The 24693-nt window shown below is 69.6% G+C and carries 22 protein-coding genes; 12 read left to right on the top strand and 10 right to left on the bottom strand.

Going from position 1 to position 24693, the window contains the following annotated elements:
* Positions 1-36: 36 nt before the first annotated feature.
* Positions 37-1002: a hypothetical protein gene (locus ACQW02_RS01175; protein ID WP_431283450.1), complete on the top strand. Its 966-nt coding sequence runs from the start codon at positions 37-39 to the stop codon at positions 1000-1002.
* Positions 1003-1113: 111 nt separating this feature from the next.
* Here the strand turns inward: ACQW02_RS01175 and ACQW02_RS01170 are convergent, their stop codons facing one another.
* The 9 genes from ACQW02_RS01170 to flgE form a co-directional block, all read right to left on the bottom strand.
* Positions 1114-2169, bottom strand: coding sequence for an AbrB family transcriptional regulator (locus ACQW02_RS01170; RefSeq protein WP_431283449.1), 1056 nt, complete (start codon positions 2167-2169; stop codon positions 1114-1116).
* A 53-nt stretch (positions 2170-2222) separates the two neighbouring features.
* On the bottom strand, positions 2223-2984 hold the full coding sequence (locus tag ACQW02_RS01165; RefSeq protein WP_431283448.1) for a DUF1217 domain-containing protein: 762 nt from the start codon (positions 2982-2984) through the stop codon (positions 2223-2225).
* A 19-nt stretch (positions 2985-3003) separates the two neighbouring features.
* A complete protein-coding gene (locus ACQW02_RS01160; protein ID WP_431283447.1) occupies positions 3004-3405 on the bottom strand; it encodes a flagellar biosynthesis regulator FlaF in 402 nt (133 codons plus the stop codon).
* 67 nt (positions 3406-3472) lie between these two features.
* The gene (locus ACQW02_RS01155) at positions 3473-4618 is read right to left on the bottom strand and encodes a flagellin (RefSeq protein ID WP_431283446.1); all 1146 of its coding nucleotides are present in this window, start codon (positions 4616-4618) and stop codon (positions 3473-3475) included.
* A 159-nt stretch (positions 4619-4777) separates the two neighbouring features.
* The gene (locus tag ACQW02_RS01150; RefSeq protein WP_431283445.1) at positions 4778-5230 is read right to left on the bottom strand and encodes a flagellar biosynthesis repressor FlbT; all 453 of its coding nucleotides are present in this window, start codon (positions 5228-5230) and stop codon (positions 4778-4780) included.
* 261 nt (positions 5231-5491) lie between these two features.
* The gene (locus ACQW02_RS01145) at positions 5492-6637 is read right to left on the bottom strand and encodes a flagellin (protein ID WP_431283444.1); all 1146 of its coding nucleotides are present in this window, start codon (positions 6635-6637) and stop codon (positions 5492-5494) included.
* Between the two features lie 177 nt (positions 6638-6814).
* Positions 6815-7903 carry a flagellin gene (locus ACQW02_RS01140; RefSeq protein ID WP_431283443.1) on the bottom strand — a complete coding sequence of 363 codons (1089 nt, stop codon included), beginning with the start codon at positions 7901-7903 and terminating at the stop codon, positions 6815-6817.
* Complete coding sequence (locus tag ACQW02_RS01135) at positions 7900-9420, bottom strand: flagellar hook-associated protein FlgK (RefSeq protein WP_431283442.1); 1521 nt, start codon at positions 9418-9420, stop codon at positions 7900-7902. The genes ACQW02_RS01140 and ACQW02_RS01135 overlap by 4 nt, the downstream gene beginning before the upstream one ends.
* 23 nt (positions 9421-9443) lie before the next feature.
* Positions 9444-10778 carry a flagellar hook protein FlgE gene (gene flgE / locus ACQW02_RS01130; RefSeq protein ID WP_431283441.1) on the bottom strand — a complete coding sequence of 445 codons (1335 nt, stop codon included), beginning with the start codon at positions 10776-10778 and terminating at the stop codon, positions 9444-9446.
* A gap of 257 nt (positions 10779-11035) precedes the next feature.
* Here flgE and ACQW02_RS01125 point away from each other — a divergent pair, with 257 nt between their 5' ends.
* The 10 genes from ACQW02_RS01125 to ACQW02_RS01080 all read left to right on the top strand — a co-directional run bounded on the left by ACQW02_RS01125 (position 11036) and on the right by ACQW02_RS01080 (position 22271).
* A complete protein-coding gene (locus tag ACQW02_RS01125) occupies positions 11036-12751 on the top strand; it encodes a flagellar hook-length control protein FliK (protein WP_431283440.1) in 1716 nt (571 codons plus the stop codon).
* A 20-nt stretch (positions 12752-12771) separates the two neighbouring features.
* Complete coding sequence (locus ACQW02_RS01120; protein WP_431283439.1) at positions 12772-13443, top strand: flagellar hook assembly protein FlgD; 672 nt, start codon at positions 12772-12774, stop codon at positions 13441-13443.
* 146 nt (positions 13444-13589) lie between these two features.
* Positions 13590-15254, top strand: a complete 1665-nt coding sequence (gene fliF, locus ACQW02_RS01115; protein ID WP_431283438.1) for a flagellar basal-body MS-ring/collar protein FliF — start codon at positions 13590-13592, stop codon at positions 15252-15254.
* A complete protein-coding gene (gene fliG, locus ACQW02_RS01110; RefSeq protein ID WP_431283437.1) occupies positions 15251-16249 on the top strand; it encodes a flagellar motor switch protein FliG in 999 nt (332 codons plus the stop codon). Before fliF ends, fliG begins: the two co-directional genes overlap by 4 nt.
* A 19-nt stretch (positions 16250-16268) precedes the next feature.
* A complete protein-coding gene (locus tag ACQW02_RS01105) occupies positions 16269-16934 on the top strand; it encodes a hypothetical protein (protein ID WP_431283436.1) in 666 nt (221 codons plus the stop codon).
* A complete protein-coding gene (fliN, locus tag ACQW02_RS01100; RefSeq protein ID WP_431283435.1) occupies positions 16931-17251 on the top strand; it encodes a flagellar motor switch protein FliN in 321 nt (106 codons plus the stop codon). The genes ACQW02_RS01105 and fliN overlap by 4 nt, the downstream gene beginning before the upstream one ends.
* Positions 17248-18624, top strand: a complete 1377-nt coding sequence (locus ACQW02_RS01095) for a sigma-54 interaction domain-containing protein (protein ID WP_431283434.1) — start codon at positions 17248-17250, stop codon at positions 18622-18624. Before fliN ends, ACQW02_RS01095 begins: the two co-directional genes overlap by 4 nt.
* Before the next feature lie 45 nt (positions 18625-18669).
* Positions 18670-20694 carry a flagellar biosynthesis protein FlhA gene (gene flhA, locus ACQW02_RS01090; RefSeq protein WP_431283433.1) on the top strand — a complete coding sequence of 675 codons (2025 nt, stop codon included), beginning with the start codon at positions 18670-18672 and terminating at the stop codon, positions 20692-20694.
* Between the two features lie 51 nt (positions 20695-20745).
* Positions 20746-21537 (top strand): hypothetical protein, encoded by a 792-nt coding sequence (locus ACQW02_RS01085; protein ID WP_431283432.1) that lies wholly within the window; start codon positions 20746-20748, stop codon positions 21535-21537.
* Positions 21534-22271, top strand: coding sequence for an AAA family ATPase (locus ACQW02_RS01080; protein ID WP_431283431.1), 738 nt, complete (start codon positions 21534-21536; stop codon positions 22269-22271). The genes ACQW02_RS01085 and ACQW02_RS01080 overlap by 4 nt, the downstream gene beginning before the upstream one ends.
* Position 22272: 1 nt before the next feature.
* On the opposite strand, the gene ACQW02_RS01075 is transcribed toward ACQW02_RS01080, so the two are convergent.
* Positions 22273-23478, bottom strand: coding sequence for a methyltransferase domain-containing protein (locus ACQW02_RS01075; protein WP_431283430.1), 1206 nt, complete (start codon positions 23476-23478; stop codon positions 22273-22275).
* Between the two features lie 42 nt (positions 23479-23520).
* Here ACQW02_RS01075 and ACQW02_RS01070 point away from each other — a divergent pair, with 42 nt between their 5' ends.
* On the top strand, positions 23521-24693 hold the full coding sequence (locus ACQW02_RS01070) for an OpgC family protein (protein WP_431283429.1): 1173 nt from the start codon (positions 23521-23523) through the stop codon (positions 24691-24693).

Below are 24693 nucleotides of genomic sequence, written 5' to 3'. Positions count from 1 at the left end.
CGCCAGGCAAGCCCACCTCTGCCGCGACAGGCACGGATGACCGGGCGGCGGGCGCTGCTGGCTGCGATCGCTGCGGCCACGGCCGCGCCCCCGCTTCATGCGCAGACGGCCGATTCCGCCGTGCTCATGATCCCCGGCCCCGAAGGCGGGGGCTTTGCCGTCATCGCCACCCGGGCGGCGGCGGGGCTTGCGCGCAACATGCCCCATGCCGTGGCGCTGCGGATCGAGGCATTGGGCGGCCCGGATGGCGTCACCGCCGCCAATCGGTTCGCGACCACCGATGGGCCGGACGGACGATCGCTGCTGCTGCTGCCGGGGGCCGCGACGCATGCCCGGATGGTCGGCGACACGCGCGTGCGGTTCGACCCATCCGGCTGGATTCCCCTGGTGGCGCTGGCCCAGCCTGTCTGGCTGGTCGGGCGGGGGCCACGGCCGAATGGCAGCAGCCGGCCGGTACGGGTCGCCATCTCGGCGCCGGACCAGGCGGATGCGGTCGCCATCTTCGTGCTCGACCTGCTGGGCGTGCCGGCGATCCCCGTCCCCGGCGGGGGGCAGGAGGCGGCCGAGGAGGCCTTTCGCACCGACCGCGCCGATGCGCTGATGATCTGCGGGCCGCGCCCGGCGTTGCGTGTGGCGGCGCTCGGTGCCGAACCCTGGGTCCGCTTCGATGCCGTGGCCGAAGCGGCACCGCCGGCCTTCGCCGATCTGACGGCGGGCATGCCGGCCTCGGCGCGTGATGCCGGGCTGGCCGGGGCGGCGGCGCTGCGGTCGCGTGGGCTTGTGGTGCTGCCGGCGCTGACACCGGCGGACCAGGCCGCCGCCTGGCGCCGCGCGGCACAACGCTTTGCCGAGGAAGACGCGCGGGAAGCCGTGGAGGCAGGGTTCCGGCTGCTGGGGCCGGTGGAGGCGACGGCGCTGTTCGCGTCGCTTTGCGCGACGCCGGATGCCATTTCGATCTGGCGGGACTGGGCGGCCCGGCGGTTTGGGGCCAGGGCCGGCTAGACCGCGATGCGTTCGCGTTCGCTCACGCATCGCGGTCTAGCTTGTTGTTTTGTCGCGTGATTCAGCCCTTCGGCGCATGCGCGCCTACGGCCATCACGCTCTAGACCGGCCTCACACCAGACCCAGGCGCAGGCCCAGCTTCCAGATCGGCTGGATCAACAGGTTGCACAGGACCACCCGCGTCAGGTGGAAGCCCAGCACCAGCGGCACCGCCAGGTCCAGCGCCTTGGCCGTGATCGCCATTTCCGGCATGCCGCCAGGCGCCATGCCCAGCACCACCGCCGTGGGCGGCAGCCCAAAGCCCCAGCCGAGCGGCACCGCCAGCACCGCCAGCAGCACCGACAAGGCAAGGGTCGACAGTATCGACGCGATCAGCAGGCGACGCGATCCCAGCAAAAAGCGCTTCGTCAGCTTCAGGCCGAGCGTCATGCCCATGCCGATCTGCGCCGCATCGACCAGCCAGAGCGGCAGGCCGGACGGCATCAGCCCAAGGGCGCTGAGCCCGATCGTCATGAAGCACGGCCCGAGCATCCATGGGTTCACGAAGCCCAACCTGTTCGCCAGCACGGCCACGGCCGTGCCCGCCGCCAAGAGCACCGGCAAGCCCCAGGCGGTGACGTCCGGGCGCGGCGCGGAAAAGGCCCCATCCGCGGCATGTGGCGCGATCAGCGAGATCAGCGGCGGAAACACCAGCACCACCAGCACCATGCGCAAGGTCTGCGACAAGGTGACGCTGGGCCCATGCGCCCCGGCGCGTTGGCCGAGCACCGCCATGACCACGATCCCGCCCGGCACCGCGCAGAAGAAGCCGGTGCGGGCGTCGGTATCGGCCAGCCACATGAACAGCCGCGCGACCAGCAGGCCGGAGGCGATGGTCACGACCCCCGCGACCACCAGCGCGGGCAAGGCCCCCACCACCGCGACCATCACCGGCCCCGTGAAGGTCTGGCCGAGGCCGAGGCCCAGCAGCACGAGGGAAATGGGACGCGCGCCGGGCGGTGCCTCGGCCTCTGTCCGCCAGATCAGCGCCGCGGTGGCGATCAGCGAGCCGATCATCCAGGGCAGCGGAATATGCAGCAGCGAGAACAGCAGGCCGCCCGCCACGGCGGCCGCCGTGGTGTAAAGCATCCGCGGCCAGGCGGGAGGGGCAGTCGTCGGATCAGCCATCGGGGCGGATCGTCCGGCGATTGCTGCGCCGCGTCAAACGACGCGGGCGCGGGTCAGACGCTGAAGGAGACGCGTTGACCCAGAAGCCCCGGCATGGAACCCGTCCCGCCCGATAGCAGCCCGAGGATCGGGTTGGTCGGGGCGGCGGAATCGACCTGGTTGAGGTAGCGCACCGTCAGCCGATCCATCGCCTTGGGGTCGCTGAATGTCGCGGGATCCAAGCGGCGCGTCAGGATCGCCTTCTGCTTGTCGTAGTCCAGCAGGCCAAATTGTTCCGGCAGCCCAAGGCCGCCACGCACCACCTCGGTCAGCGCCTTGTCGGACAGGATCTGCGGGATGCTGGTCACGGCGCCGATGGTGCGCTTGAAGTAAAGCGCCGCGCGCATGCCGGGGTTGGCATCGCCCGAGGCTTTTTCGAAGCGGTTCACCATCGCTTTCTGCAGGATGCTGTCCACCAGGGCGGTGCTGCCCAGCGGCGCGTCGCTGCGCCCGGCGAAGGCGGCCGCGAGCTGGGTGTAGCGCGGATCGGCCATGCGATTGGCGAAGCTTTTCTCATCGTCCAGCGGCTCGGTCATGAGCTTGCGCAGGATCGCCTTCTTGTCGATCTCGCCTTCCAACTGGAAGGCTTCGAGGACGACGGAAAGGCTGCGCCGGTCCTTCAGCAGATCCTCCACCGTGGTGATTTTGGTGGCGCGTTCGCGCAGGCGCTCGGCATCTGCGGTGTTCGTCTTGGTCTCAGTGAAGCGCGTCTGCAGCGCATCGCCGGTCCGCTTCATCACGGCCCAGGCAGCGGGGGCACCAAGACCGTCGAGCATCGCCTGCCTCTCCTCTGTGTCAGGCCGAGGTGGCGAGACGATCCGCCAGGCGCGCCGGCGGCGGCATGGGACGTTCGGCCAGGGCCTGTGATTCAAGTGCTTCGATCATGTCGCGATGCAGGGCCATCAGCGGTTCAAGGCTGGCGTCCGTGCCGATGCGGGCCATCGCCTCCTTCTGCGCCCAGAGCCCGAGCGAGACGAGATTGCCGCGCAGATCCTGCGGCAAGGCGTTGCCGGGCGACAGCAGCCCGGCCAGCAGGATGGCCCAGAGATGGTGCGTCTTGTGCAGCGCATTCGTGCGGGCGCGCAGATCTTCATTGGCGCCGGCCAGCAGTCCATTGACGAAGCGGAAGGCCCGAAGCTCCGTCTCCCGCGGCGTGGCGACTGCGACCTGCGTGGCGGCGTAGCGTCTGGCGGACATTGGCTTCCCTTTTTGGAACGGCCTGTTGGGGGTGGCCGGGGCGGCGCGAACGCCGCCCCGCCGTGGTTCAGCGGAACAGGCTCAAGAGGCCCTGGCTCTGCTGATTGGCGATGGACAGGGACTGCACCGCGAGCTGCTGCTTGGTCTGCAGGCTGTTCAGGCGGGCGCTTTCCTCGGCCAGGTCCGCATCGACCAGCGCGCCCATGCCTTCCTTGATCGAGTCGTTCAGCTTGGCGGTGAATTCCTGCAAGCCTTCGACCTGGCGCAGATTGGCGCCGAGGTTGGCCAGGCGCGTGCCCATCAGGTCGATCGCGCCCTCGACCGCGGTGATCGCCGCGGTGCCGCCCGGCACGGTGCCGGCGGTGGCGCCGGTGATGGTGGTCGTCATCGCCGTGGCATTGCCGGCCACGACCAATTCGCCCGCGCTGCTGAGGCTGGCACTCAAGCCGTTCTCCTGCATCTTGGTGATGAGGTTCGAGACCATGGTCAGCGGCGAATCCGTCCCCGTGAACTGCACGTCGAACACATCCGTCGTCGCATTCGGCTGGGCGGTCAGTGCGGCCGAACCATCGTTGAACTCGAAGATCATCGTGCGACCGCCGGAGGTCACGGTCACTTGCTCGGCATTCGCGGGCGCGAGGGTGGAGTCGAAGGTCAGCTTGCGCGCGCCGGTCGTGGCGGTCAGGCCCGTCAGCGTCAGGCCGGCCGCGGTGCTGTTGGTGCCGGTGATGGCGGTGCTGGTGCCCTGGATGTCGCGCACGACGTTCAGGTTGGTGCCGGTGACACCCGGCACGCCGCCGACGCCCGCGGTCAGCAGGTTCACGCCGTTGAAGGTGGCGGTGCGGGCGAAAGCGTCGATGTTCGCGAGGGAATTCGTGATCTGGGTGTTGATCTGCGTCACGTCCAGGCCCTGCTGCTGGCCCTGGGTCACGGTCTGCTTCAGCTTGCCGAGTTCGTTGCTGATCGAGGTCGCGGCGTCGCGTGCGACCGTCAGGGCCGACTTGCCGAAGGCCAGGCTGTCCTTGACCGCCGACATGGAATTCAGGTCGGCGCGCATGTTCTGCGCGATGGCGAAAACCGCCGGGTCGTCGTTGGCCTTGTTGACGCGCAAGCCGCTTTCGATGCGCGACTGGGTATTGCCCATGTCCTTGCCGATGGTGGTCAGCGAGCGGATGGCGGCCATGGCGGCGCCGTTGGTGTTGATGGAGGACATATGCCCTCTCCTCTTTCAGGCTGTTCGCACCGGACGACTGGACATCTTGTCCTCCCCCGGCGCGAGGGGCACGGATCCTCCCGCAACCCCCATCCCCATCACGGCGCCTGGCGCCCGATGGGATGCACGGTTTATGAGACCGTGAAGGTGAATCACTCCTTAAGGCGACACGGAATTCTCGCGCCCCGACTCGGTGATGGAGATACGCGATACAGCGCCATCACCGACCAGCACCGAAGCCTCGTGCTGCATCACCCGCCGCACCAGTTTCAGCGCCGCATACATGTCGTCGGTCTCCGCCAGGGTCAGCGCACGGTCGAGCATGGCACGCGCCAGGGTCGAGGTCGTGGCCACCTGGAAATCCGCGATCAGCTCCCGCAACTGATCCATGGCGCCGTCGCGATCCTCTTCCGATCCGACATAGGCGCATTGCAGCGCGAAATAGATCCGGCGCGCCGGCGTATTGGCCGATTCCGGGGACATCACCTGCTTTCCGAACAGAAACCGCGCGCGGGTGGTGAGTTCGATTCGCGTGCGGCTGCGGAAGCGCATGGAGGCCCCGTTCATCACCATCAAATCATCCTGACGCAGTTCGATCACCAGCGTGGACATGGTTCGATTTTCCTATCGGTCCTGGTCGTGCGGCCCCTGCGGACCACAATCCCGCCCCATGCCGCATCCTGCGGCGCTGGCGGCCCCGTGTGAGCCGCCCCCGATCCGAAGCGGCGGCCGACAGCCGCTGCCCGAATCGATTGGTGCCGGCCTCGAAGGCGCCGGCACCGGACCCCTGGAGTCCCGTTGCCGCGATTGAACACCACCCCGCCTAACCGTGTGTGAACGGCGGTTGCAACGTGGCGGGCGCCCCAGCCGGGGTCAGCGGAACAGGCTCAAGAGGCCCTGGCTCTGCTCATTGGCGATGGACAGCGATTGCACCGCCAACTGCTGCTTGGTCTGCAGGCTGTTCAGGCGGGCGCTTTCCTCGGCCAGGTCGGCGTCGATCAGCGCGCCCATGCCTTCCTTGATCGAGTCGTTCAGCTTGGCGGTGAATTCCTGCAAGCCTTCGACCTGGCGCAGGTTGGCGCCGAGGTTGGCGAGACGGGTGCCCATCAGGTCGATGGCGCCCTCGACGGCGGCGATCGCCTCGGTGCCACCCGGCACGACGCCCGCCGTGGCACCCGTGATGTCGGTCGTCAGCGCCGTGGCGGCACCACGGACGATCACCTGGCCCTGCGTATTGAGCTGGGCATCGATGCCCGCACCCTGCATGCGGGTCATCATGTTGGAGATCATGGTGAGCGGGCTGTCGGTCGCGACGAACTGGATGTCGAACACGGTCTGGGTCGCACTCGGCTGCGCGACCAGGGGCGCGGACCCGTCGTTGAATTCGAAGACATAGGTGCGGCCACCGGAGGTGACGGTCACCTGTTCGGCATTCGCGGGCGCCAGCGTGTTGTCGAAGGTCAGCGATCGCGCGCCGGTCGTCGTCGTCAAGGTCGCGATGGCAAGGCCGGCCGAGGTGCTGTTGGTCCCCGTGATCGCCGTGCGCGTGCCCTGGATGTCGCGCGTCACGTCAAGGTTGGTGCCGGTGACACCGGGCACGCCGCCGACACCCGCGGTCAGCAGGTTCACGCCGTTGAAGGTGGCCGATCGCGCAAAGGCGTCGATGTTCTGCAAGGAGTTGGTGATCTGGTTGTTGATCTGCGCCGTGTCCAGGCCCTGCTGCTGGCCCTGGGTCACCGTCTGCTTCAGCTTGCCGAGTTCGTTGCTGATCGAGGTCGCGGCATCGCGGGCGACCGTCAGTGCCGATTTGCCGAAGGCCAGGCTGTCCTTGACCGCCATCATGCCGTTCAGGTCGGCGCGCATGTTCTGCGCGATCGAGAAGACGGCGGGATCGTCATTGGCCTTGTTGACGCGCAAGCCGCTTTCGATACGGGACTGGGTATTGCCCATGTCCTTGCCGATGGTGGTCAGCGAACGGATGGCGGCCATCGCGGCGCCGTTGGTGTTGATGGAAGACACGGGCTTTCTCCTTTCTAGAGTGTGCGAACCGGATGGCTGGACGTTCTGTCCAGATCCGGCACGGGCACCGCGGGTTTTTCCGCAGCCCCTGATCCCGGTCGCAACGTCCTGCGCCTGACCGGATGTCCCGCAGGATGCGGGGGGGTTGGTAAATGCGCCGCTTACATGTCTTCAGCGTCAGCGCAGAAACTTCGTAAGCGACAACTCGGAAATCATCGACAGCGCCTTCCACGACGCCTCAAGCCGCGTCCGCGTGTCCTGCAGGGCGGTGAGCGTGGCGGCGAGGTCCACTTCCTCAATGTCGGAAAGCTGCAACTTGAGTTGGACGGCGACATCGGCGTGGCTTTCGGCCGCGCGATCCATCTGCTGTTCGGCCGCACCGAGCGCGCCCTGTTCCAAGGCCAGCGCGCTGGTCGACGAGTCCAGGCCACGCTGCACCGTATCCACGATGGCCAGGTAGTCCGCGCGCGTCAGCGGATCCTGTGCCTGGGCCGGCACAAGGGCCGCCAGGGTCATCAAGCCGCGCAACAGGTCGCGCGACCAGGCGCCCGCGGTTTCCCCGGTCGAGGCGCCGGGTGTCGCGTTGCGGGCGGCGAAAAGACCGCTCTCCACCACGATGCCATCAGCGACGGGGACGCCACGGCGTGCTTCGGTGGCGCCCGCGCCGGTGGTCTGGAAGACCGAGAAGGGCGTGACGCCGGCGGTGTTATCCTGCGCCGCCGCCAGGGTCGCGGCATTCACCGCGGCGGCGCCGCCCGGCACCAGCCCCGCCACGGCCGCCGCGATCTGCGTCGCCATGCCGGAGGCGAGAATCCCGCCAGGGTCCGGGACCGGTGGATTGCGAACATCGCTGCCACCCAGCACATACTCGCCGGCATAGGTATTGTTCAGCAGGCCCGCGACTTCGTGCAACGCGGCCTGCGCCCCGGCCGCGGTCGCGGCGATCCGCGTCGGGTCGCCATCCACCAGCAACAGCGCCTGGGCGCGGAAATCATTCGAGATGGCGGTCAGCCGTTCCAGCGTGTCCTGCCCGACCGCCGCGCGCCCGAGTGCGCGGTCGATCGCCTCGCCATAGGTATCGCCGCGCACCAGCGCGCCACGCAGGCTGATCGCGCGCGGGGCCTCCACGCCGAGGTCGCCATAGACATCGGCACGACGCCCCTCCGAAGACTGGCGCGAGAGCAACGCGACCTGGCGTTCCAACGCGCCGGCGCCCTCGGTCAGCCGGGCCAGCGGCCCCGGCGCCATGCCACCGAGCGCGATCATCGCACGGCCGCCAGCAGCGTGTCGTACATCGTCTGCACCGCCGACATGACGCGCGCATTGGCGGCATAGGCGGTCTGCAAGGAGACGAGGGAGGCCATCTCCCGATCCACGTCCACGCCCGATCGTTCGCCGGCGCGTGCCTCCAGCAGCGAGAGGAAGGCGTTGCCGGTGCTCAAGGCCTCGGTCGCGGCCAGGCGGTCCGCGCCATGGGCGGCGACGAGGTTGGCCGTCTGCTCCTGCAAGGTTCGCGCGCCGGACAGTGTCGAGGAGAGCGTCCCGTCCGGCCCCAGGCCGCTATTGGCGAATCCCGGATGTGGCACGCCCGGTGCGGATTCCGCGCCGAAGGCCTGGATATCCACGCGGGTCAGCAGGGTCGCGAAACCGGCGGGGCCGGCCGCCGGGTTCGGCGTGAAACCCGCGACGGCATGCGTGCCGTCGCGGGCCAGCGCCGGGTTGGCGATGATCGCGGGATTGACCCGCAGCGTCCCGGCCAGGCCGATCCACCCGCCGGTGGCATAGGGCAAGGCCGGGTCGGGCACCGCCCCCGCGCCATCGACGAAGAGTGCCAGGCCCTGGGCATTCAGCCGACCGGCCACATTGGCGGCGGCGACATCGACCTCCGCCTGTTGGCGCGGCAGCACGCTGTCGCGCAGCGCCACGTGTTCGGCCAGGGTGCCGCCCATCAGCCGGTTCGTGACATCGACGCCGCCCAGCATCACCCCCGGCAGGGTGCCGCCCGCGCCATGCCAGGTGCCTGGCGCCACCGTGGCGGGGGCCAGCGAAAAGGGATCCTGCCGCCCGTCGGTCGGCAGCACGGTGCCACCACGTGCGATCAACAGCACGCCACCATCCGCCTGGCGGATGGCCTTGAGTTCCAACACCTCCGACAAGCCGCCGATGGCGGTGTCGCGCTTGTCCTCCATGGCCGCGGTGGACAGGCCGCGTGATTGCAGGGATTGGATTTCGCGCGTCAGGACGCCAATGTCCCGCAATCCGCTGTTCAGGGTGGCGACGTCCCGCTGCATCGCATCCTGCGATTCCTGGCGTGCTGTCTGGATCGCATCGCCGACGGCGTTGAAGCGTTCGGCCAGATCATTCGCGGCGGCGACGACGGCATTCTGCCGTGGCGCGTCGGAGGGGTCGGCGCGCAGCGCGACAAAGGCCGCATGCAGCGACGCCGTCAGGTCGCCCGCCGAATCACCGCCCCCGCCATCGCCGCCCGGCGTGCCGTGCGCGGCCTCCACCGGGCGCAGGATCGCCTCGCGCACGGCGGCGGCGGCGCGGCTGGCGCGCGTCACCTCGATCTGGGTCTGGAGTGCGGCGTCCACGTCGCGCTGCGCCTGCAGGCTGCGCACGCCGAAGGACAGGCCATCGGCCGTCAGCGCCCGCCCTTCCACGGTCTTGCGCGTAAAGCCCGCGACGGCGGCGTTGGCGACGTTCTGCGACGCCGCGCCCAACTGGCGATTGACCAGCGCCAGGCCCGATTGGGAGGAGGTGAGTGCGACGTCGAGGCTCATGGATCACTCCTCCCGCGACCGGCTCATCGCCGCATGTTCAGCGTGTCCTGCAGCATCTCGTCCGCCGCGGTCACGATCCGGGTGTTCGCGGTATAGGCGCGCTGCGCCAGGATCAGCTTGCTGAACTCCGAGGCGATATCGACGTTCGAGCGTTCGACCGAACTGGTGACCAGCTTGCCCGCGCCGGAGGATCCGGCATCCACGATCCGCGCCTCGCCACTTTCGGTCGTGCGGGTAAAGGCCTGGCCATCCTGGCGTTGCAACTTGTCGGGATCGTTGAAGGCGACGACCGGGATGCGCGCGACGACGCGGTTTTCTCCGTTGTCGTAGTTCACGGCAAGATCGCCATTGTCGCGCAGCGACACGCCGGCGTAGGAACCGAGCGGCACGCCATCCTGGGCCAGGTTGCGCACGCTGTATTCGGTGCCGGCGAATTGCGTGACGCCACGGGATTCGCCACGCGCGCCGAGGTTCAAGGTCAGCGCCTGTGGCCCCTGGCCGAAATCGGCCGTGAGGCTGACGGTGGCGCTATCGCCGACGGCGACCATGGTGCTGTTGGTCATGTTCACCGCCGCGCCGAAGGATTCGATCGTGCCCGCCGCGGCGGGCGGCACACCACCGGGGCCGAAGTTGACCAGGATGCCGCGCGCCGGGGGTGCCACCTCTCCCGGCATGGTGATGCTGAGCGACCACTGGGTATTGCTGAGTTTGGTCCAGGCCAGCGTCGCCTGCTGCGGCCGGCCGAGCGCGTCATAGATCGGCACCTGGCCGGACACGGTCGCATCCGCCAACTGGGCCGGCGTCGGCAGCGCGGGTGCGGGCGCCAGGTCGGCCGGCAGGTTCGCCGAAAGATCGATCGTGCTGGTCGGCACCGGGTTGTAGACAAGGTCGCTGACGCGGATCGGCACCATCTGCGTGCGATCGGGGTCACCCGCCTGGTCAACGTTCCAACCCTGCAGGAAATTGCCTTGTCCGTTGACGAGGTAGCCGTCCTTGTCCATGCGGAAGTCGCCGGCGCGCGTGTAGTATTGCTGCGGATCGAATTGCACGACACCGCCATCTGAACCGCGCGATTGCACGACGGAGAAGAAACCCTGCCCGGCCACGGCCATGGCCAGGGGATTGTCGGTCTGCTGCACCGTGCCTTGAAGGCTGTTGGTATAGTCGGGCCGCGCCTCCACCGAACCGGGCATGCTGATGCGGCTGGTGGAGCGGGTCAGGTAGTTCACGAAATTCGTGTCGATCCGCTTGAAGCCGACCGTCTGGCTGTTCGCCACATTGTCCGACACATGGCCAAGCGCCTTGGATTGCGCCGTCAGGCCGCTGATCGCAGTGGTCATCGCGCCGAGCAGGGACATCGGTCTGGGCTCTCCATCTGGCTGAGCGCGTCGGCTGGGTGATGTGCCGGGCGGCTGCTGTCCGACGGGCAGTGCGAGGCGCGTGCCAGCCCAAACAGGCCAATGGGCGGGCGGGATTGCCGGGCGACCGGCAAGCCCTGCCGGGGTTCGGCCCGGACCTGCCGCCCCGCCGGCCTTCGTCAGTGGCCCGGCGGTTGCGAGGCCGGTTGGCGACACGGCCGGCCCCCAGCCAGCCCCCACCGATCAGGCGGAGCACCATGCAGGCCGAAGCCATCGCGAACACGCCCCCCAGGGACCCGTCCAGGCGGCCGCTCCCGGCCGACGACGCGACGAAGGCCGGGCGCTTCGACCAGGCCCTGACGGCGGCCCAGGCGCGTCGCGACGCATCGCCGGGGGAATCGGTGCCTCGGGAAGCCGGCAGCACGGCGGCGAACCCCGAAGCAGATCCGGCCCCGGCGCGAGGGGGTCAGCCGATGCAAGATCCGCCGGTCGCGGAGGAGGCCTGCCCGACGCCACCACCCGTGGCGTTGCAGATTGATGCTTTGCCGCCAAGCACCGCCGCCACGATCCCGGCGAATGGCGATGCCATGGTCGATGACCTGGCAGCCGATGCCGCACCGGGCGAAGCCGTGGCATCGCCGATCGCCGCGGAAGCCGCGACGATGCCGCCGATCCAAACGACCACATCGCCGACCATCGTCGCGACCGTCCTGTCCACGCCGGCGCCCTTGGTGGCGACATCGCCGGAGCCGCCGGGCGGCGACGCCACGCCAAGGCTGGCGAATGCGCGCCAGCCGCAGCCCCGGATGCATCCAGGCGCGGCGCCGGAGGCGCGTGCAAGCCCAGCCCCGCAGGACGGCGCCGGTCCGACGCCGCACGTAGGCGCCATCCCCCCCTCCGAAGCAGGTCCAGTCCCAACGCCGCAGGCCGGCGCCAACCCAGCGCCGCAGGCGGGGCCGGGCAGCCCGGTCGTTCCGAGCGATGGGGCCGCCATTGTCGCACCACCACCGACGGTCGGCCTGCACGTGGCGGCGCCCCCTGCAATCCAGGTCGCGCCAGTCGTGCCCGGCATGGCCACGCCGGCGGCGCGGGTCGTGGACTCCGCCGCCAGCGCGCCGTCCGAACCGAAGCCTTTGCTGGAAACCCATGCGGTCCGGAATGCCCCCCCGGACGCCCAGGCGGTCGCGGGAGCGGCGCCCGCCAGGGCGGCGAAGCCACCGCCCCCAGCAGCGCCCGAGGCCACGACCGCCGCGCCACCAGCCGACCTGCCACGCAGCATCGAGACCAAGGCGGCGGCACCCTCCGCGCCGCCATCCCCTCCCCCGGCCATCGCGGCACCGCCCGCCGATGCGGCCGCCACGGCGGTTCAGCCGCCGCTCGGCAATGGCGACATCCGCGTCACTGTCGATGTCGCCGGTGCCGCCCTGGCGGCGCCACCAACCGCCGCCCCGACCGAGGCGCCAGCCGCGCTCCGGCCCGAGCCCCCCCAGGCCGTCGTCCCCGCGGCGCTTCCAACCCCGCCCAGCACCATCACCGCGACCGAACGACCGATCGTCCGGCCGCCGCGCCAAACCCCGGCCGGGCAGATCGCCCCGGTCGCCATCGCCCTCTCGCTCGGCGGCGAGGCAGGGGGCGCGATCACCGTCAGCCTCGATCCGATCGAGCTGGGTCGGGTGGATGTAAGGGTGGAGCGGATGGGCGATCTTGCGACCGTGCAGGTGGTCGCCGACCGGCCCGAAACACTGCAACTGCTGCAGCGCGACCATGCCACGCTGGATCGCGCGCTGGCCGAGGCCGGCATCGGCGGCGGCGGGCGCAGCCTGTCCTTTTCGCTCGGTGGGGAGGGGCGCGGCGGGCAGGAGCGCCCTCGCCGTCCCTCGGGCGCGGCCATGACCATCGCCGGCGGGCCTGGCCCCGCACCGGACCAGCGCGGGGCCAGCCGGCCGCGTGCGCTTCTCGACATCGCCGTCTGACTTTCACGCAGGAGCTGACCATGGCCTCGACCATCACCACCGCCACCAACCTCGCCTCGACCGGCACCTCGGCGGCGGCGGCCCCGACCGCGAACCTGTTCGGTGACTTCAAGACCTTCCTGACGATGCTGACGACGCAGTTGCAGAACCAGGATCCGTCGTCGCCGCTCGACACCAACCAGATGACGCAGCAATTGGTGCAATTCGCCTCGGTCGAACAGCAGATCGGGATGAACCAGACCCTGGGCAGCCTGGTGTCGCTGCAGCAGACGGCGCAATTGACCGCCGCCGGGCCGCTGATCGGCCAGCGTGTGGAGATCAGCGGCGACAGGATGCCGTTGCAGGGCGGCACGGGCACGCTGCGCCTGCCGGCCGCCGGTGCCGCGACGCAGGCCCGCGTGCAGGTCAAGGACGCCGCATCGGGCCGCGCGCTGTTCGAAACCCAGGTGCCGCTGAGCGCGCAGCCACAGGACTGGGTCTGGAATGGCCAGGACGCGAACGGGCGGCAATTGGCCGATGGGGCTTACCAGGTCACCGTCAGCGGGCTTGGCGCCAATGGCGGCGCGGTGCCGTTGACGGCCACGATCATCGGCACCGCCACGGCGGCCGAACGCCAGGACAACGACCTGAAACTGTCGCTCGGCGCCGTCAGCGTCGGCTTCGACCAGGTGCGCGCCGTGCGCGGTCGATGAGCCACCCCCGGCGTTAACCTGCTGGCAAGCCCGGACCGGCATAATTTGCCGGTGGCGTCTTCTTGGCGCCGGATCGGGAGCATCTGCATGGACTCGGGTCCAGTGGAGTTTGGCGCAAAACGCGCCGGGACTGCGGCGGTGTCGCCGTGACCGCGCTGTTGGCGCAATTGCGGGGGCTGGGTGCGCTGCGCCTGGGCGTCATGGCGCTGGTCGGTGCCGGGGTGCTGGGCCTGGTCGTCTGGTTCGGATTGCGTGCCGGGCAGCCGCCGATGGCGTTGCTCTATGCCGAACTGGATGCGCGTGACGCCGGCCTGGTGGTGGCGGCGCTGGAACGCCAGCGCGTGCCCTATCGGCTGGCGGCCGGCGGCAGCCAGATCTGGGCGCCGGAGGAACAGGTCGCACGGCTGCGGCTGACCCTGGCGCGCGAAGGCATGCCGGCCGGCGGCAGCGTCGGCTACGAGATCTTCGATCGCGGCGAAAGCCTGACCACCACACCGTTCCAGCAGGACGTGAACCGCCTGCGCGCGCTGGAAGGCGAATTGTCGCGCACGATCCGTGGCCTTGCCGGGGTTCGCGCGGCCCGTGTGCATCTGGTGCTGCCGCGCCGCGAACCCTTTTCGCGCGAACGGGGTGAGGCGCAGGCGAGCGTGGTCCTGACCATGCAGGGATCGCAGCGGCTGGATCGCGAGGGTGTGCAGGCGGTGCTGCACCTGGTGTCCATGGCCGTGCCCGGGCTGCGATCACAAAGCGTGTCGATCGTGGACAGTCGTGGCGAATTGTTGGCGCGCGGTGGCCAGGCGTTGAATGGACCAGCCGGCGCGGCGAACCAGGAGGAAGTGCGCCGCGCGCTCGAGATGCGGCTGGCACGCGGGGTCGAGGAAATGCTGGAACGCAGCCTTGGCCCGGGCCGCGTGCGGGCGGAGGTCTCGGCGGAGATGGATTTCGACCGCAGCCAAACGGTCGAGGAACGCTTCGACGCCGAGAACCACGTGCCGCGCAGCGTGCAGAGCGTGACAGAACAGAACCGCAGCGGTGAAGGCGGCGCGGTTTCGGTCGCCACCCAATTGCCGGCGGGTGAAGCCCCGGGCGGCGGCACGCAGTCCCAGGAAAGCCGTTCGGAGGAAACCACCAACTACGAGATCGGTCGCGTGACGCGGAACACCCAGCGTGAACACCCGGTGGTGCGCAGGCTCTCCGTCGCGGTGCTGGTCGATGGGGTCTGGGAGCCGCAGACCGGCGGCACCCCGGCCTTTCGCGAACGCAATGCCGAGGAGTTGCAGCGCCTGACGTCGCTGGTGCGCAGCGCCGTGGGCTTCGACGAACGGCGCGGCGACCGCACGGAAGTGGTCTCGCTGCGCTTCGTCGAGCCGGGCGGCGCGGGGGCCGATGAACCGGCGGGCTTCCTCGGGCTGTCCTTTTCGCCGGCGACCATGGCGCGGCTGATCGAAACCGGTGTCTTCGCTGTCGTGGCATTGGTCGCCCTGCTGCTGGTCGCGCGGCCGGTGATGAGCAAGCTGACGGCCAGCCTGGCGCCGCGTGGCGCGCTGGAAGGGCCTGGCGGCGGCAGGGCGGGCGTGGCCGGTGCGGGGCCGGTCGGCGCCGTCACCGGCCCCGACGGCGTGACCTTGCTGCCAGGCGCCAACCCATCGGGCGACGCACAGGCCGAGGACGACGCGATGGTGCAGGTCGCGAACATCGCGGGGCAGATGCGGGCGTCATCCCTGGCGAAAATGGCGCGCCTGCTGGACGCCCACCCGGATGAGGCGCTTGGCGTCATCCGATCCTGGTTGCAGGCGGAGCAGACCACATGAGCAACGGGCGCATGAGCGGACCGCAGAAAGCCGCGGCCCTGATCCTGGCGCTGGGCGACGAGCATTCGACGATGCTGCTGTCACGCCTGCATGAGGATGAGATCCGCGACCTGTCCCAGGCGATGGCCAGCCTGGGCGCGGTCGAGGCCACGACGGTCGAGGCCCTGTGCCAGGAATTCGCCGAACGCCTGGGTGCGGCCGGATCGCTGGTCGGATCCTACGACACGACCGAACGCATGCTGATGCGCTCCCTGCCCAAGGATCGCGTCAACCAGATCATGGAGGAAATCCGTGGCCCCGCCGGACGCACGATGTGGGAGAAGCTCGGCAACGTCAGCGAGGCCGTGCTCGCGAACTACCTGAAGAACGAATACCCGCAGACCGTCGCGGTGGTCTTGTCCAAGGTGAAGCCGGATCATGCGGCGCGCGTATTGGCCCTGCTGCCGGAATCCTTCGCCATGGAAGTCGTCATGCGGATGCTGCGCATGGAGAACGTCCAGAAGGAAGCACTGGAAGGCGTCGAGCGCACCTTGAAGATGGAGTTTATGTCGAACCTGGCCCGCAGCAGCCGGCGGGATTCGCATGAGGTCATGGCCGAGATCTTCAACAACCTCGACCGCCAGGCCGAGACGCGGATCATGGGCGCGCTGGAGGAACGCAATCGCGATTCCGCCGATCGCATCCGCGGGTTGATGTTCACCTTCGACGATCTGCAACGGCTCGATGCCGCGGGGATCCAGGTCCTGCTGCGCGCGGTGGAAAAGGAACGGCTGATCGTCGCGCTGAAGGGGGCCAGCCAGGATCTGAAGGACCTGTTCCTGAAGAACATGAGCGAACGCGCCGGGAAAATGCTGCGTGACGACATCGCGGCCCTTGGCCCCGTGCGGTTGAAGGACGTGGACGAGGCGCAGGCGGCGATCGTCGTCGCGGCCAAGGACCTGGCCGCGCAAGGGCAGATCAAGTTGACCGAGGGTCGTGACGAGATGGTGGCCTGAGATGGATGGTTTTGCGAGTTTGACACTTGGCAGCGCGCGGCCCGTGGCGCGCGCGACGGCAAGCCTGCGCCTGGGGATGCCGCTGCCCGACCTGGCCCAGCCGGTGCCGCCGCCCGCGCCCGTGGTGGACCCGGACGCCTTCGACCTGGACGCCTTGCTGGAGGAGGTGCGGCATTCGGCGCGGGAGTCGGGCTTCGCCGCGGGGCATGCGGCCGGGCTGGCCGCCGCGCGCGAGGACACCGCGGCGCATATGGCCGCCACGATGGCCGTCGTTCAGGCGGGGTTGGCCGACCTCGCCACCGGCACCGCCGCGCAGGTCGAGGCCGATGCGACGGCGGTTGCCCGGCTGCTGTCGCGTGCCGTCGATGTCGCCCTGCCCTATGCCGCCGCGCGCGATGCGCCGGGCCAGGCGGCGCGTGCGGCAGCGGCGATGGTGGCGATGCTGTCGCCCGGACGCGTGGCCCGCTGCCTGGTGGCGGCGCCGCTGGCGGAGGAGGTCGCGGCGCTTCTGACGGCGCGCGGCATCGCGTTGCAGGTCGAGGGCGACGCCGCGATGGCACCGGGCGATGCCCGGCTGGTTTGGGATGGCGGCGCGCTGGAAAGCGTCTTGGCGCAGCGGCGCGCCGCCATTGACGAGGTTCTGATGGCCTTCGGTCTGACCGATCACGAGGAGAGCGCAGCATGAGCGGTACCGATGGCTTCCAACCCGTGGAGAATGCGGCGGAGACCCAGCGCGCAGCCCCCTCCGCGAACCGCGACCTGGAGGCGGTCTATGACATTCCCGTGCAGGTCAGCGCGGTGCTCGGCCGCGCCACCATGCAGGTCAGCCAGTTGCTGAAACTGGGTCGCGGCGCGGTGGTGGAACTGGACCGCAAACTTGGCGAAGCCGTCGACATCTACGTCAACAATCGGCTGATCGCGCGTGGTGAGGTGGTGATGGTGGAGGACAACCGCCTGGGTGTGACGATGACGGAAATCGTGAAGTCGGATCGCGGGCTGTGACTCGGCTGCTGATCATTGGCGGGCTGGAGGCCGAACTCGGCATTGCCGCCCGCATCGCGACCGCGCGCGGCGCCCGGCTGCGCCATGCCGAGGGCGTTACTGCCGGGCTGACCATCTTGCGGGCCGAAGGCGCGGACCTGATCCTGTGCGACCTGCGGCATGATGTGCCGTGGCTTGTGCAATCCCTGGCGGCCGAACGCATCGTCTGCCCGGTGGTCTGCTGCGGTACGGATGATGATTCCGATGCTGCGGTCGCGGCGATCGCTGCCGGCGCCAAGGAATTCCTGCCTCTGCCGCCCGATGCCGATCTGATCGCGGCAATGCTGGCGGCGGCGGCCGGCGAGTCCGACGCGCCGATCCACGCCGATCCGCTGATGGTGGCCCTGCTCGCCAAGGCCGCGACGATCGCGCGCGCCGAGGCATCCATCCTGATTGGCGGTGAAAGCGGCACGGGAAAGGAGGTGCTGGCGCGCTACATCCACAGCCACAGCAAGCGCGCGCGTGGGCCCTTCGTCGCGCTGAACTGCGCGGCGTTGCCGGAAGCCTTGCTGGAAAGCGAGTTGTTTGGGCACGAAAAGGGCGCCTTCACCGGCGCGGTCGCGGCCCGTCGCGGCAAGTTCGAACAGGCTGAACACGGCACGCTGCTGCTGGACGAGATCGGGGAAATGGACCCGCGCCTGCAAGCGAAACTATTGCGCGCGATTCAGGAACGCGAAGTCGATCGCCTGGGCGGCCAAGCGCCGGTTAAAATCGACGTCCGAATCCTCTGCGCGTCGCATCGCAACCTGGCGGCCGAAGTCGCGGCCGGGCGGTTCCGCGAAGACCTGTATTTCCGGCTGAACGTCATCGCGCTGCGCATCCCGCCCTTACGCGAACGACGCGGCGACATCCTGCCCTTGGCCGAGCATTTTTCCCTCCGCTACGCCGATGCCAATGGCCTGCCGCGCCGCCCCTTCGCGCCGCAGGTCCGCGCGGCGCTGCTGACGCATCCCTGGCCAGGCAATGTGCGGGAGTTGGAGAACGCGGTGCATCGCGCCGTGCTGCTGGCCGAGGATGATGAGATAGGCCCGGACGCCATCGAACTGCTGGGCGCCATCGAAGCCCCCGCGCCGGTTGGTGTGGCTGCGCCGCAACCGACTGCGGCACCGCCGCCCGTCACTGCGCTGGTCGGGCGCACGGTGGAGGCCGTCGAACGCGAGTTGATTTTGGAAACCCTGGGCCATTGCCTCGGCAATCGGACACGGGCGGCGGAGATCCTCGGCATCTCGATCCGCACCTTGCGCAACAAATTGCACGAATACCGCGCCGCCGGGATGGCCGTGCCGCCGGTGCCGGGACAGGGTCCCTTCGCGCCCCTGCCCGCGGGGTTCTGATCCGGCATGGGGACGATCGCGCTACCTGTCTGGCTTTCGCGTTCGATGCCCGGCAGCGACGTCGGGCTGGCGCTGGGTGTCATCGCGCTGGTCGTGATGCTGGTGGTGCCGCTGCCTGGCGTGTTGCTGGATGCGGGGCTGGCGGTGTCCTTCACCTTGGCGGTGCTGGTGCTGATGGTGGCGCTGTTCCTGAAGCGACCGCTTGAGTTCACGTCCTTCCCCACGATCCTGTTGCTCTCCACCTTGCTGCGCCTGGCGCTGAATGTCGCGACCACGCGCGCGATCCTGACCCAGGGGCATGAGGGACCGACGGCCGCGGGGCACGTCGTCGCGGCCTTTGGCGGGTTCCTGATGGGCGGCGATGTGTTGGTCGGCATGATCGTCTTCGCGATCCTGCTGATCGTGAACTTCATGGTGGTGACCAAGGGGTCCGGGCGCATCGCCGAAGTCGCCGCGCGCTTCAGCCTCGACGCCATGCCGGGCAAGCAGATGGCGATCGACGCCGATCTTTCGGCCGGGATGATCCAGGAGGATGAGGCGCGCCGTCGTCGCAAGGATCTGGAGGAGGAAAGCGCCTTCTTCGGCAGCATGGATGGTGCCGCGAAATTCGTGCGGGGCGATGCCATTGCCTCGGTCATCACGACCGCGATCAACCTGGTGTTTGGCATCGGCATCGGCGTGTTCCGCCACGGGCTGCCATTCGGCGATGCGATCACGACCTTTTCCGTGCTGACCATCGGCGATGGGCTGGTGTCGCAGATCCCGTCACTGCTGGTGTCGATCGCCGCCGGCATCGTGGTGACCAAGGGCGGCACCGATGGCACAGCGGACAAGGTGCTGGTCGCGCAATTGGGCGGTGGCGAGAAACCGTTGATGCTGGCGGCCGGCGCGTCTGTGTTGATGGCGCTGCTGCCGGGCATGCCGATGCTTCCCTTCCTGGCCATCGCCGGCATGGCCGCGGCGGGGTCTGTCGCCGCGAAGCGTGCCGTGGCCGAAGCCGCGCGGGTGGAGGAACCGCCGCCGCCACCGCCGTATGAAGCACCGATCTCCGACACCTTGCGGACCGATCCGCTGCGGCTTGAACTTGGCTATGGGCTGTTGTCACTGGCCGCCGGCGATGCACCGCGCTTGTCGGAACAGATCAAGGCCCTGCGCCGCACCATCGCGGCCGAGATGGGGTTTGTCCTGCCTTCCGTCCGGATCCAGGACAATCTGGAACTGCCGCCCGACCATTACGCGCTGAAGGTGAAGGAAATCGAGGCCGCGCGGGGCCGCCTGCGCCCTCCCCTGGTCCTAGCGATCGACCCCAGCGGCAATGCGCCCGACCTCCCCGGCGAACGCTGCCAGGAACCGACTTTTGGCCTTCCTGCCCTGTGGATCGAGGAAGTGCGGCGTGAGGAAGCCCTCGCGCGCGGCTTCACGGTGGTCGATTCCGCGGGCGTGCTGGCGACGCATCTGACCGAGATCGTGCGCGAAAACATGGCCGAGCTGCTCTCCTATGCGGAGACGCAAAAACTGCTCGATGAGATGCCGCGCGAGCACCAGAAGATCGTGCAGGATCTGATCCCGTCGCAGGTGACGGTGGGCGGCGTCCAGCGGGTGTTGCAGGCGTTGCTGGCCGAGCGTGTGTCGGTGCGCGACCTGCCGACGATCCTGGAAGGCATGCAGGAATCGGTCGCGTCCGGCGCGCGCGGCCTGGCGGCCATGACCGCCACCGTGCGGGCACGCCTGGCGCGGCAGATCAGCGATGCCGCGCGCGGCACAAACGGCTATGTGCCGCTGCTGGCGCTGTCGCCGGAATGGGAAGCGTCCTTCGCCGAATCGATGCTGGGCACGGGGGAAGACCGGCAACTGGCGATGGCGCCGTCGCAACTGCATGGCTTCATGCAGGCGGTGAAGGAAGCCTTCGACACGGCGGCGCGCAACGGCGAACATCCGGTGCTGGTGTGCAGCGCCAGCATTCGTGGTCATGTGCGCGCCATTGTCGAACGCTTCCGGCCCGCGACATCGGTTCTGGCACAGACGGAAATCCATCCGCGTGCGCGTATCCGCACCGTTGGCACGATCTAGCCGCTTGCCGTCTTCATCCCCCCGTAACGCCGGCAGGATCAAGGTCAGCCCATGCGGCTGAAAACCTTTCGCGCGTCGCGCATGGCCATCGCGATGGCGATGATCCGGGAGGAGATGGGCGAGGACGCCGTCATCCTCGGGTCCGCCCGCGTGACCGGCGGGGTCGAGGTGACGGCGGCGCTGGAACCGCCGCCGCCGGCGACCGCGTCCCGGCTGCGCTTCGCGGCCCTGCCCGATGGTATTTCGCGGCCGCTGCTTCTGCTGGGGCCGTATGGGGCGGGCAAGACGCTGACACTCGCCAAGCTCGCCGCGCGGCTGACCATGGCCGGCGCACGCCCCCTTCTGATCGCGGCCGATGCGGAAAAGGCTGGGGCGGTCGCGCAGTTGGACGCTTTTGCGCGCGTGCTGGGCCTGGGCTTGGTCGTAGCGGGAACACCCGCCGCGCTGGCCCGCGCCCTGGCCAATCGCGCTCCGGACCAACCCGTTCTGATCGACACCGCCGGCGCTGACCTGCTGGACCTGGCCGCCGCCGAACGCCTGGTATCGCTGCGCCGCATTGCGGAGGCCGATGTGGCCCTCGTGCTGCCGGCGGGACTGGATGCGCAGGAGGGTGCGGACATCGCCCGTGCCGCCCATGCCATCGGCGCACGCTGGATGGTGCCGACGCGGCTTGATGCGGTGCGCCGCTGGTCAGGCTGGCTGACGGCGGCCGAGGCAGCGCCCCTGGCACTCGACCAGGCCGGCATCGGCACCGGTGCCGCCGATGGCTTGACGCCCCTGACCCCCGACTGGCTGGCCGCACGGCTGCGGCTGCCCGACCCCCGCTGCAAGGCCGCCGCATGATCCCGCTTCCCATCCCCGCTGGCCGCGTGATCGCCATCGCCTCCGGCAAGGGGGGCGTGGGCAAGACCTGGTTCGCCATCACCCTGTCCCAGGCCCTGGCGCGGCAGGGGCGGCGGGTGGTGCTGGTCGATGGCGACCTGGGGTTGGCGAATGTCGATGTGCAACTCGGGCTGAATCCGCCGCATGGCCTGGCCGATGTCTTTGTCGGGCGGCTGGCGCTGGATGCGGCGCTGGTCGAAGCGGGGGGCGTGGCGGTCCTGGCCGGGTCCAGCGGCAGCGGGGCGCTGGCCGCCGTCGATCCCGCGCCGATGCTGGCGATCCTGCGGCAGGCCGCGATCGGGCATGATGATGTGGTGCTGGATTGCGGCGCCGGGCTGGATGCGACGCCGCGCCGGCTGTCGGCTGCGGCGGATGTGCTGCTGGTGCTGGCGACCGATGAGCCGACCAGCCTGACCGATGCCTATGCCGCGATGAAACTCGCCTGGCGGGATGCGCCGGGGCTGGATGTGCGGCTGGTCGTCAACCGCGCCGTCGATGTGCGGGGCGGTGAACGCACCCACGCCGCCCTGGCCGCCGCCGCGCGCAATTTTTTGCGCCGCGACCTGCCGCTGGCGGGGATCGTGCGGGCGGATACCAAGGTCCCGGACGCCATCCGGCACCAGACGGGGTTGCTGGTGCGCCACCCCGGATGCGCCGCCGCCGAGGATGTGGTCCGCATCGCCCGCGCGTTGTGACCTACCGCCGCAACACGAAGAGCGTGCCGGCGACGGGCACACCCTTCTCCTCACGCAGCACCGCATCCTGCTGGATCAGCACAGAAAAACCCGCGGCGGCCGCCAGGGCCGCGACATGCGCCGGCGCGTGGCGGTAGCGCATGCCTTCACCCAGGGCGAAGGGTGCCACGTCGCCGGTCTCGATACTGAACGCCGCGATGCCGCCCGGCACCAAGGCCACCGCGATCTGTTGCAGCGCGGGGCCGAGGTCGCCCAGGTAGTTCAACACATCGACCGCGGCCACCAGATCCCACCCGCCGGCCTGCGGGGGCAGGAAGGCCAGCAGGTCGGCAGCATGCAAGGCGGCGTAGAGGCCCCGCGCCTCGGCCAGCGCCAGCATGCGCGGCGACAGGTCCACACCCTCCATACGCGCGGCAAAGGGTGCCAGTACCAGCCCGGACAGACCGGTGCCGCAGCCCAGGTCGAGCACGCGCAGCGCCCGCGCCGGGGTAACGCCCGCCGCCGCCAGGGCCGCCGCCAGCAGGGATGGCGTGCGGTAGCCGAGGTTGCCTTCCAGATCGGCGTCGAAGCGCCCGGCGTATTGGTCGAACAGCCCGCGCACATAGGCGGCCGGGGCGCGGTCCGGCGCCTCCCCCGCGCCGAGGGCCGCCAGGAGGAAGCGCGCCTGGGCGGCCATGCCGGCGTCGCGCCCGGCGCGGGCCAGCGCTTCGGTCGCGGCCTGGCGGGCGCCCTCGGCATCGCCGGCTTCCCGCCGCGCATGGGCCAGGGCCAGTCGCGGTTCGGCGGCGCGCGGGGCCAGGGCGATGGCGCGGGTCAATGGTTCCACGGCGCCGGCCGCGTCCCCCTGCGCCGCCAGGGCCTGGCCCAGGTTGCGCCAGGCCACCGCATCGCGCGGGGCGCGGCGCAGGGCCGCTTGCAGGAATTTGACCGCGGCCGGCAACTGCCCCGCCTCGGCCAGGGTCGCGCCGAAATTGGCCAGGAAGACCGCGCTCTCCGGCCGGGCGCGGACCGCCGCATCGGCGAAGCGCAGGGCCAGGGCCACGTCGCCCTGCTGGCGCGCGGCAACCCCCAACAGGTTCAGCGCGTTCGGATCGCCAGGCCGCGCCTGCAAGGCCGCGCGATACTGCGCCACCGCCCCGGGCAGGTCGCCGGCTGCGTGGCGTTGCGTGCCGCTTTTCAAAAGGGCATCCGGGTCGGGTTGCGCCATGGCCAAGTCTCGGCAGATATGGGGTGTCGGGGGACCATGCACATGGACGGGTTTATCCGCCAAGGGCGCGACCTGCGCGCCGATCTGTGCCGGGGTTTCGCGCTCTGGGCCATTTTCGTGAACCATGTCCCGGGGAACTGGGTCGGCTACGTCACGCCCCGGAACTGGTCGCTGTCGGATGCGACCGAGGCCTTCGTGCTGCTGGCCGGCTACGCGGCGGGGCTGGCCTATGGGCGGCTGATGGACCGCCAGGGCTGGCCCTATGCCGCCAGTCGCGTGATCGGGCGCGTCTTCACGCTGTATGTGGCGCACATCTTCCTGTTGGTCGTCTTCACCGCCCAGGTCGGCTATTCGGCCGCGGCGCTGGACAGCATGGCCTATCTGGACGAGTTGCACCTCGATCCCTTCGCCGACAATGCCTATCGGGCGCTGCTCGAAGCCTTGCTGCTGCGCTACCAGCCGTCGTTCCTGAACATCCTGCCGCTGTATATCGTGTTGCTGGCGATGTTCGCGGCCGCCTTGCCGCTGCTGCGGCATGCCTGGGTGATGCTGGTTCTGTCGCTGGCGCTGTATGTGGTGGCGCGGGAATGGCCGCTGAGCCTGCCGGCCTGGGGTGGTGGCGGCTGGTTCTTCAACCCGCTCGCCTGGCAATTGCTGTTCTTCTGCGGCTGCGCCATCGGCTACCGGCCGCCGGGGGGTGTGCCGATGTCGATCCCCTGGCGCCCCTGGCTCGGGTTTTTGTGCGGGCTGCTGCTCGCGGCGGGCTTCGCGGCGGTGGTGCTGCTGTATTTTCGCTGGGATTGGGCGCAGGCGACATTGCCGGAAGCGGTCGCGGGCTTTCTCGCCACCATCGACAAGACCTCGCTGCACCCGATGCGGCTCGCCTCCATCCTGGCCCTGACCTACCTGTTCGCGCATGCGGTGCCGCCCGACGCCGCCTGGCTGCGCGCCGGCTGGGCCAAGCCCATGGTGGTGATGGGCCAGCAGGCGCTGCCGGTGTTCTGCGCCGGCATCGCCTTCAGCTTCATGGGCCGCCTGGCCCTGGAACAATCGGACCGGTTGGCGATGCAGGTCGCGGTGAACCTGGCCGGCGCCGTGGCGCTGGTGGCGGTCGGTATTCTCACAGCATGGTACGGCGCTGAAAAACGAGCCGAAAATCAGCGCATTGTGACGAAACCTGCCTTGTCCCCGACGACACTCGCGGATACCCCTTGA

The sequence above is a fragment of the Humitalea sp. 24SJ18S-53 genome, from assembly GCF_050632385.1.
GTDB lineage: Bacteria > Pseudomonadota > Alphaproteobacteria > Acetobacterales > Acetobacteraceae > Humitalea.
The sequence above is the reverse complement of the archived record's forward strand: the minus strand, read 5'-3'. Positions and strand labels throughout refer to the sequence as shown.

Excerpts from the sequence above, each read along its gene's own strand:
- ACQW02_RS01175 (WP_431283450.1), top strand. The coding sequence starts at position 37 with ATGACCGGGCGGCGGGCGCTGCTGGCTGCGATCGCTGCGGCCACGGCC.
- ACQW02_RS01170 (WP_431283449.1), bottom strand. The coding sequence starts at position 2,169 with ATGGCTGATCCGACGACTGCCCCTCCCGCCTGGCCGCGGATGCTTTAC.
- ACQW02_RS01165 (WP_431283448.1), bottom strand. The coding sequence starts at position 2,984 with ATGCTCGACGGTCTTGGTGCCCCCGCTGCCTGGGCCGTGATGAAGCGG.
- ACQW02_RS01160 (WP_431283447.1), bottom strand. The coding sequence starts at position 3,405 with ATGTCCGCCAGACGCTACGCCGCCACGCAGGTCGCAGTCGCCACGCCG.
- ACQW02_RS01155 (WP_431283446.1), bottom strand. The coding sequence starts at position 4,618 with ATGTCCTCCATCAACACCAACGGCGCCGCCATGGCCGCCATCCGCTCG.
- ACQW02_RS01150 (WP_431283445.1), bottom strand. The coding sequence starts at position 5,230 with ATGTCCACGCTGGTGATCGAACTGCGTCAGGATGATTTGATGGTGATG.
- ACQW02_RS01140 (WP_431283443.1), bottom strand. The coding sequence starts at position 7,903 with ATGATCGCGCTCGGTGGCATGGCGCCGGGGCCGCTGGCCCGGCTGACC.
- ACQW02_RS01135 (WP_431283442.1), bottom strand. The coding sequence starts at position 9,420 with ATGAGCCTCGACGTCGCACTCACCTCCTCCCAATCGGGCCTGGCGCTG.
- flgE (WP_431283441.1), bottom strand. The coding sequence starts at position 10,778 with ATGTCCCTGCTCGGCGCGATGACCACTGCGATCAGCGGCCTGACGGCG.
- ACQW02_RS01125 (WP_431283440.1), top strand. The coding sequence starts at position 11,036 with ATGCAGGCCGAAGCCATCGCGAACACGCCCCCCAGGGACCCGTCCAGG.
- ACQW02_RS01120 (WP_431283439.1), top strand. The coding sequence starts at position 12,772 with ATGGCCTCGACCATCACCACCGCCACCAACCTCGCCTCGACCGGCACC.
- fliG (WP_431283437.1), top strand. The coding sequence starts at position 15,251 with ATGAGCAACGGGCGCATGAGCGGACCGCAGAAAGCCGCGGCCCTGATC.
- fliN (WP_431283435.1), top strand. The coding sequence starts at position 16,931 with ATGAGCGGTACCGATGGCTTCCAACCCGTGGAGAATGCGGCGGAGACC.
- flhA (WP_431283433.1), top strand. The coding sequence starts at position 18,670 with ATGCCCGGCAGCGACGTCGGGCTGGCGCTGGGTGTCATCGCGCTGGTC.
- ACQW02_RS01085 (WP_431283432.1), top strand. The coding sequence starts at position 20,746 with ATGCGGCTGAAAACCTTTCGCGCGTCGCGCATGGCCATCGCGATGGCG.
- ACQW02_RS01080 (WP_431283431.1), top strand. The coding sequence starts at position 21,534 with ATGATCCCGCTTCCCATCCCCGCTGGCCGCGTGATCGCCATCGCCTCC.
- ACQW02_RS01075 (WP_431283430.1), bottom strand. The coding sequence starts at position 23,478 with ATGGCGCAACCCGACCCGGATGCCCTTTTGAAAAGCGGCACGCAACGC.
- ACQW02_RS01070 (WP_431283429.1), top strand. The coding sequence starts at position 23,521 with ATGGACGGGTTTATCCGCCAAGGGCGCGACCTGCGCGCCGATCTGTGC.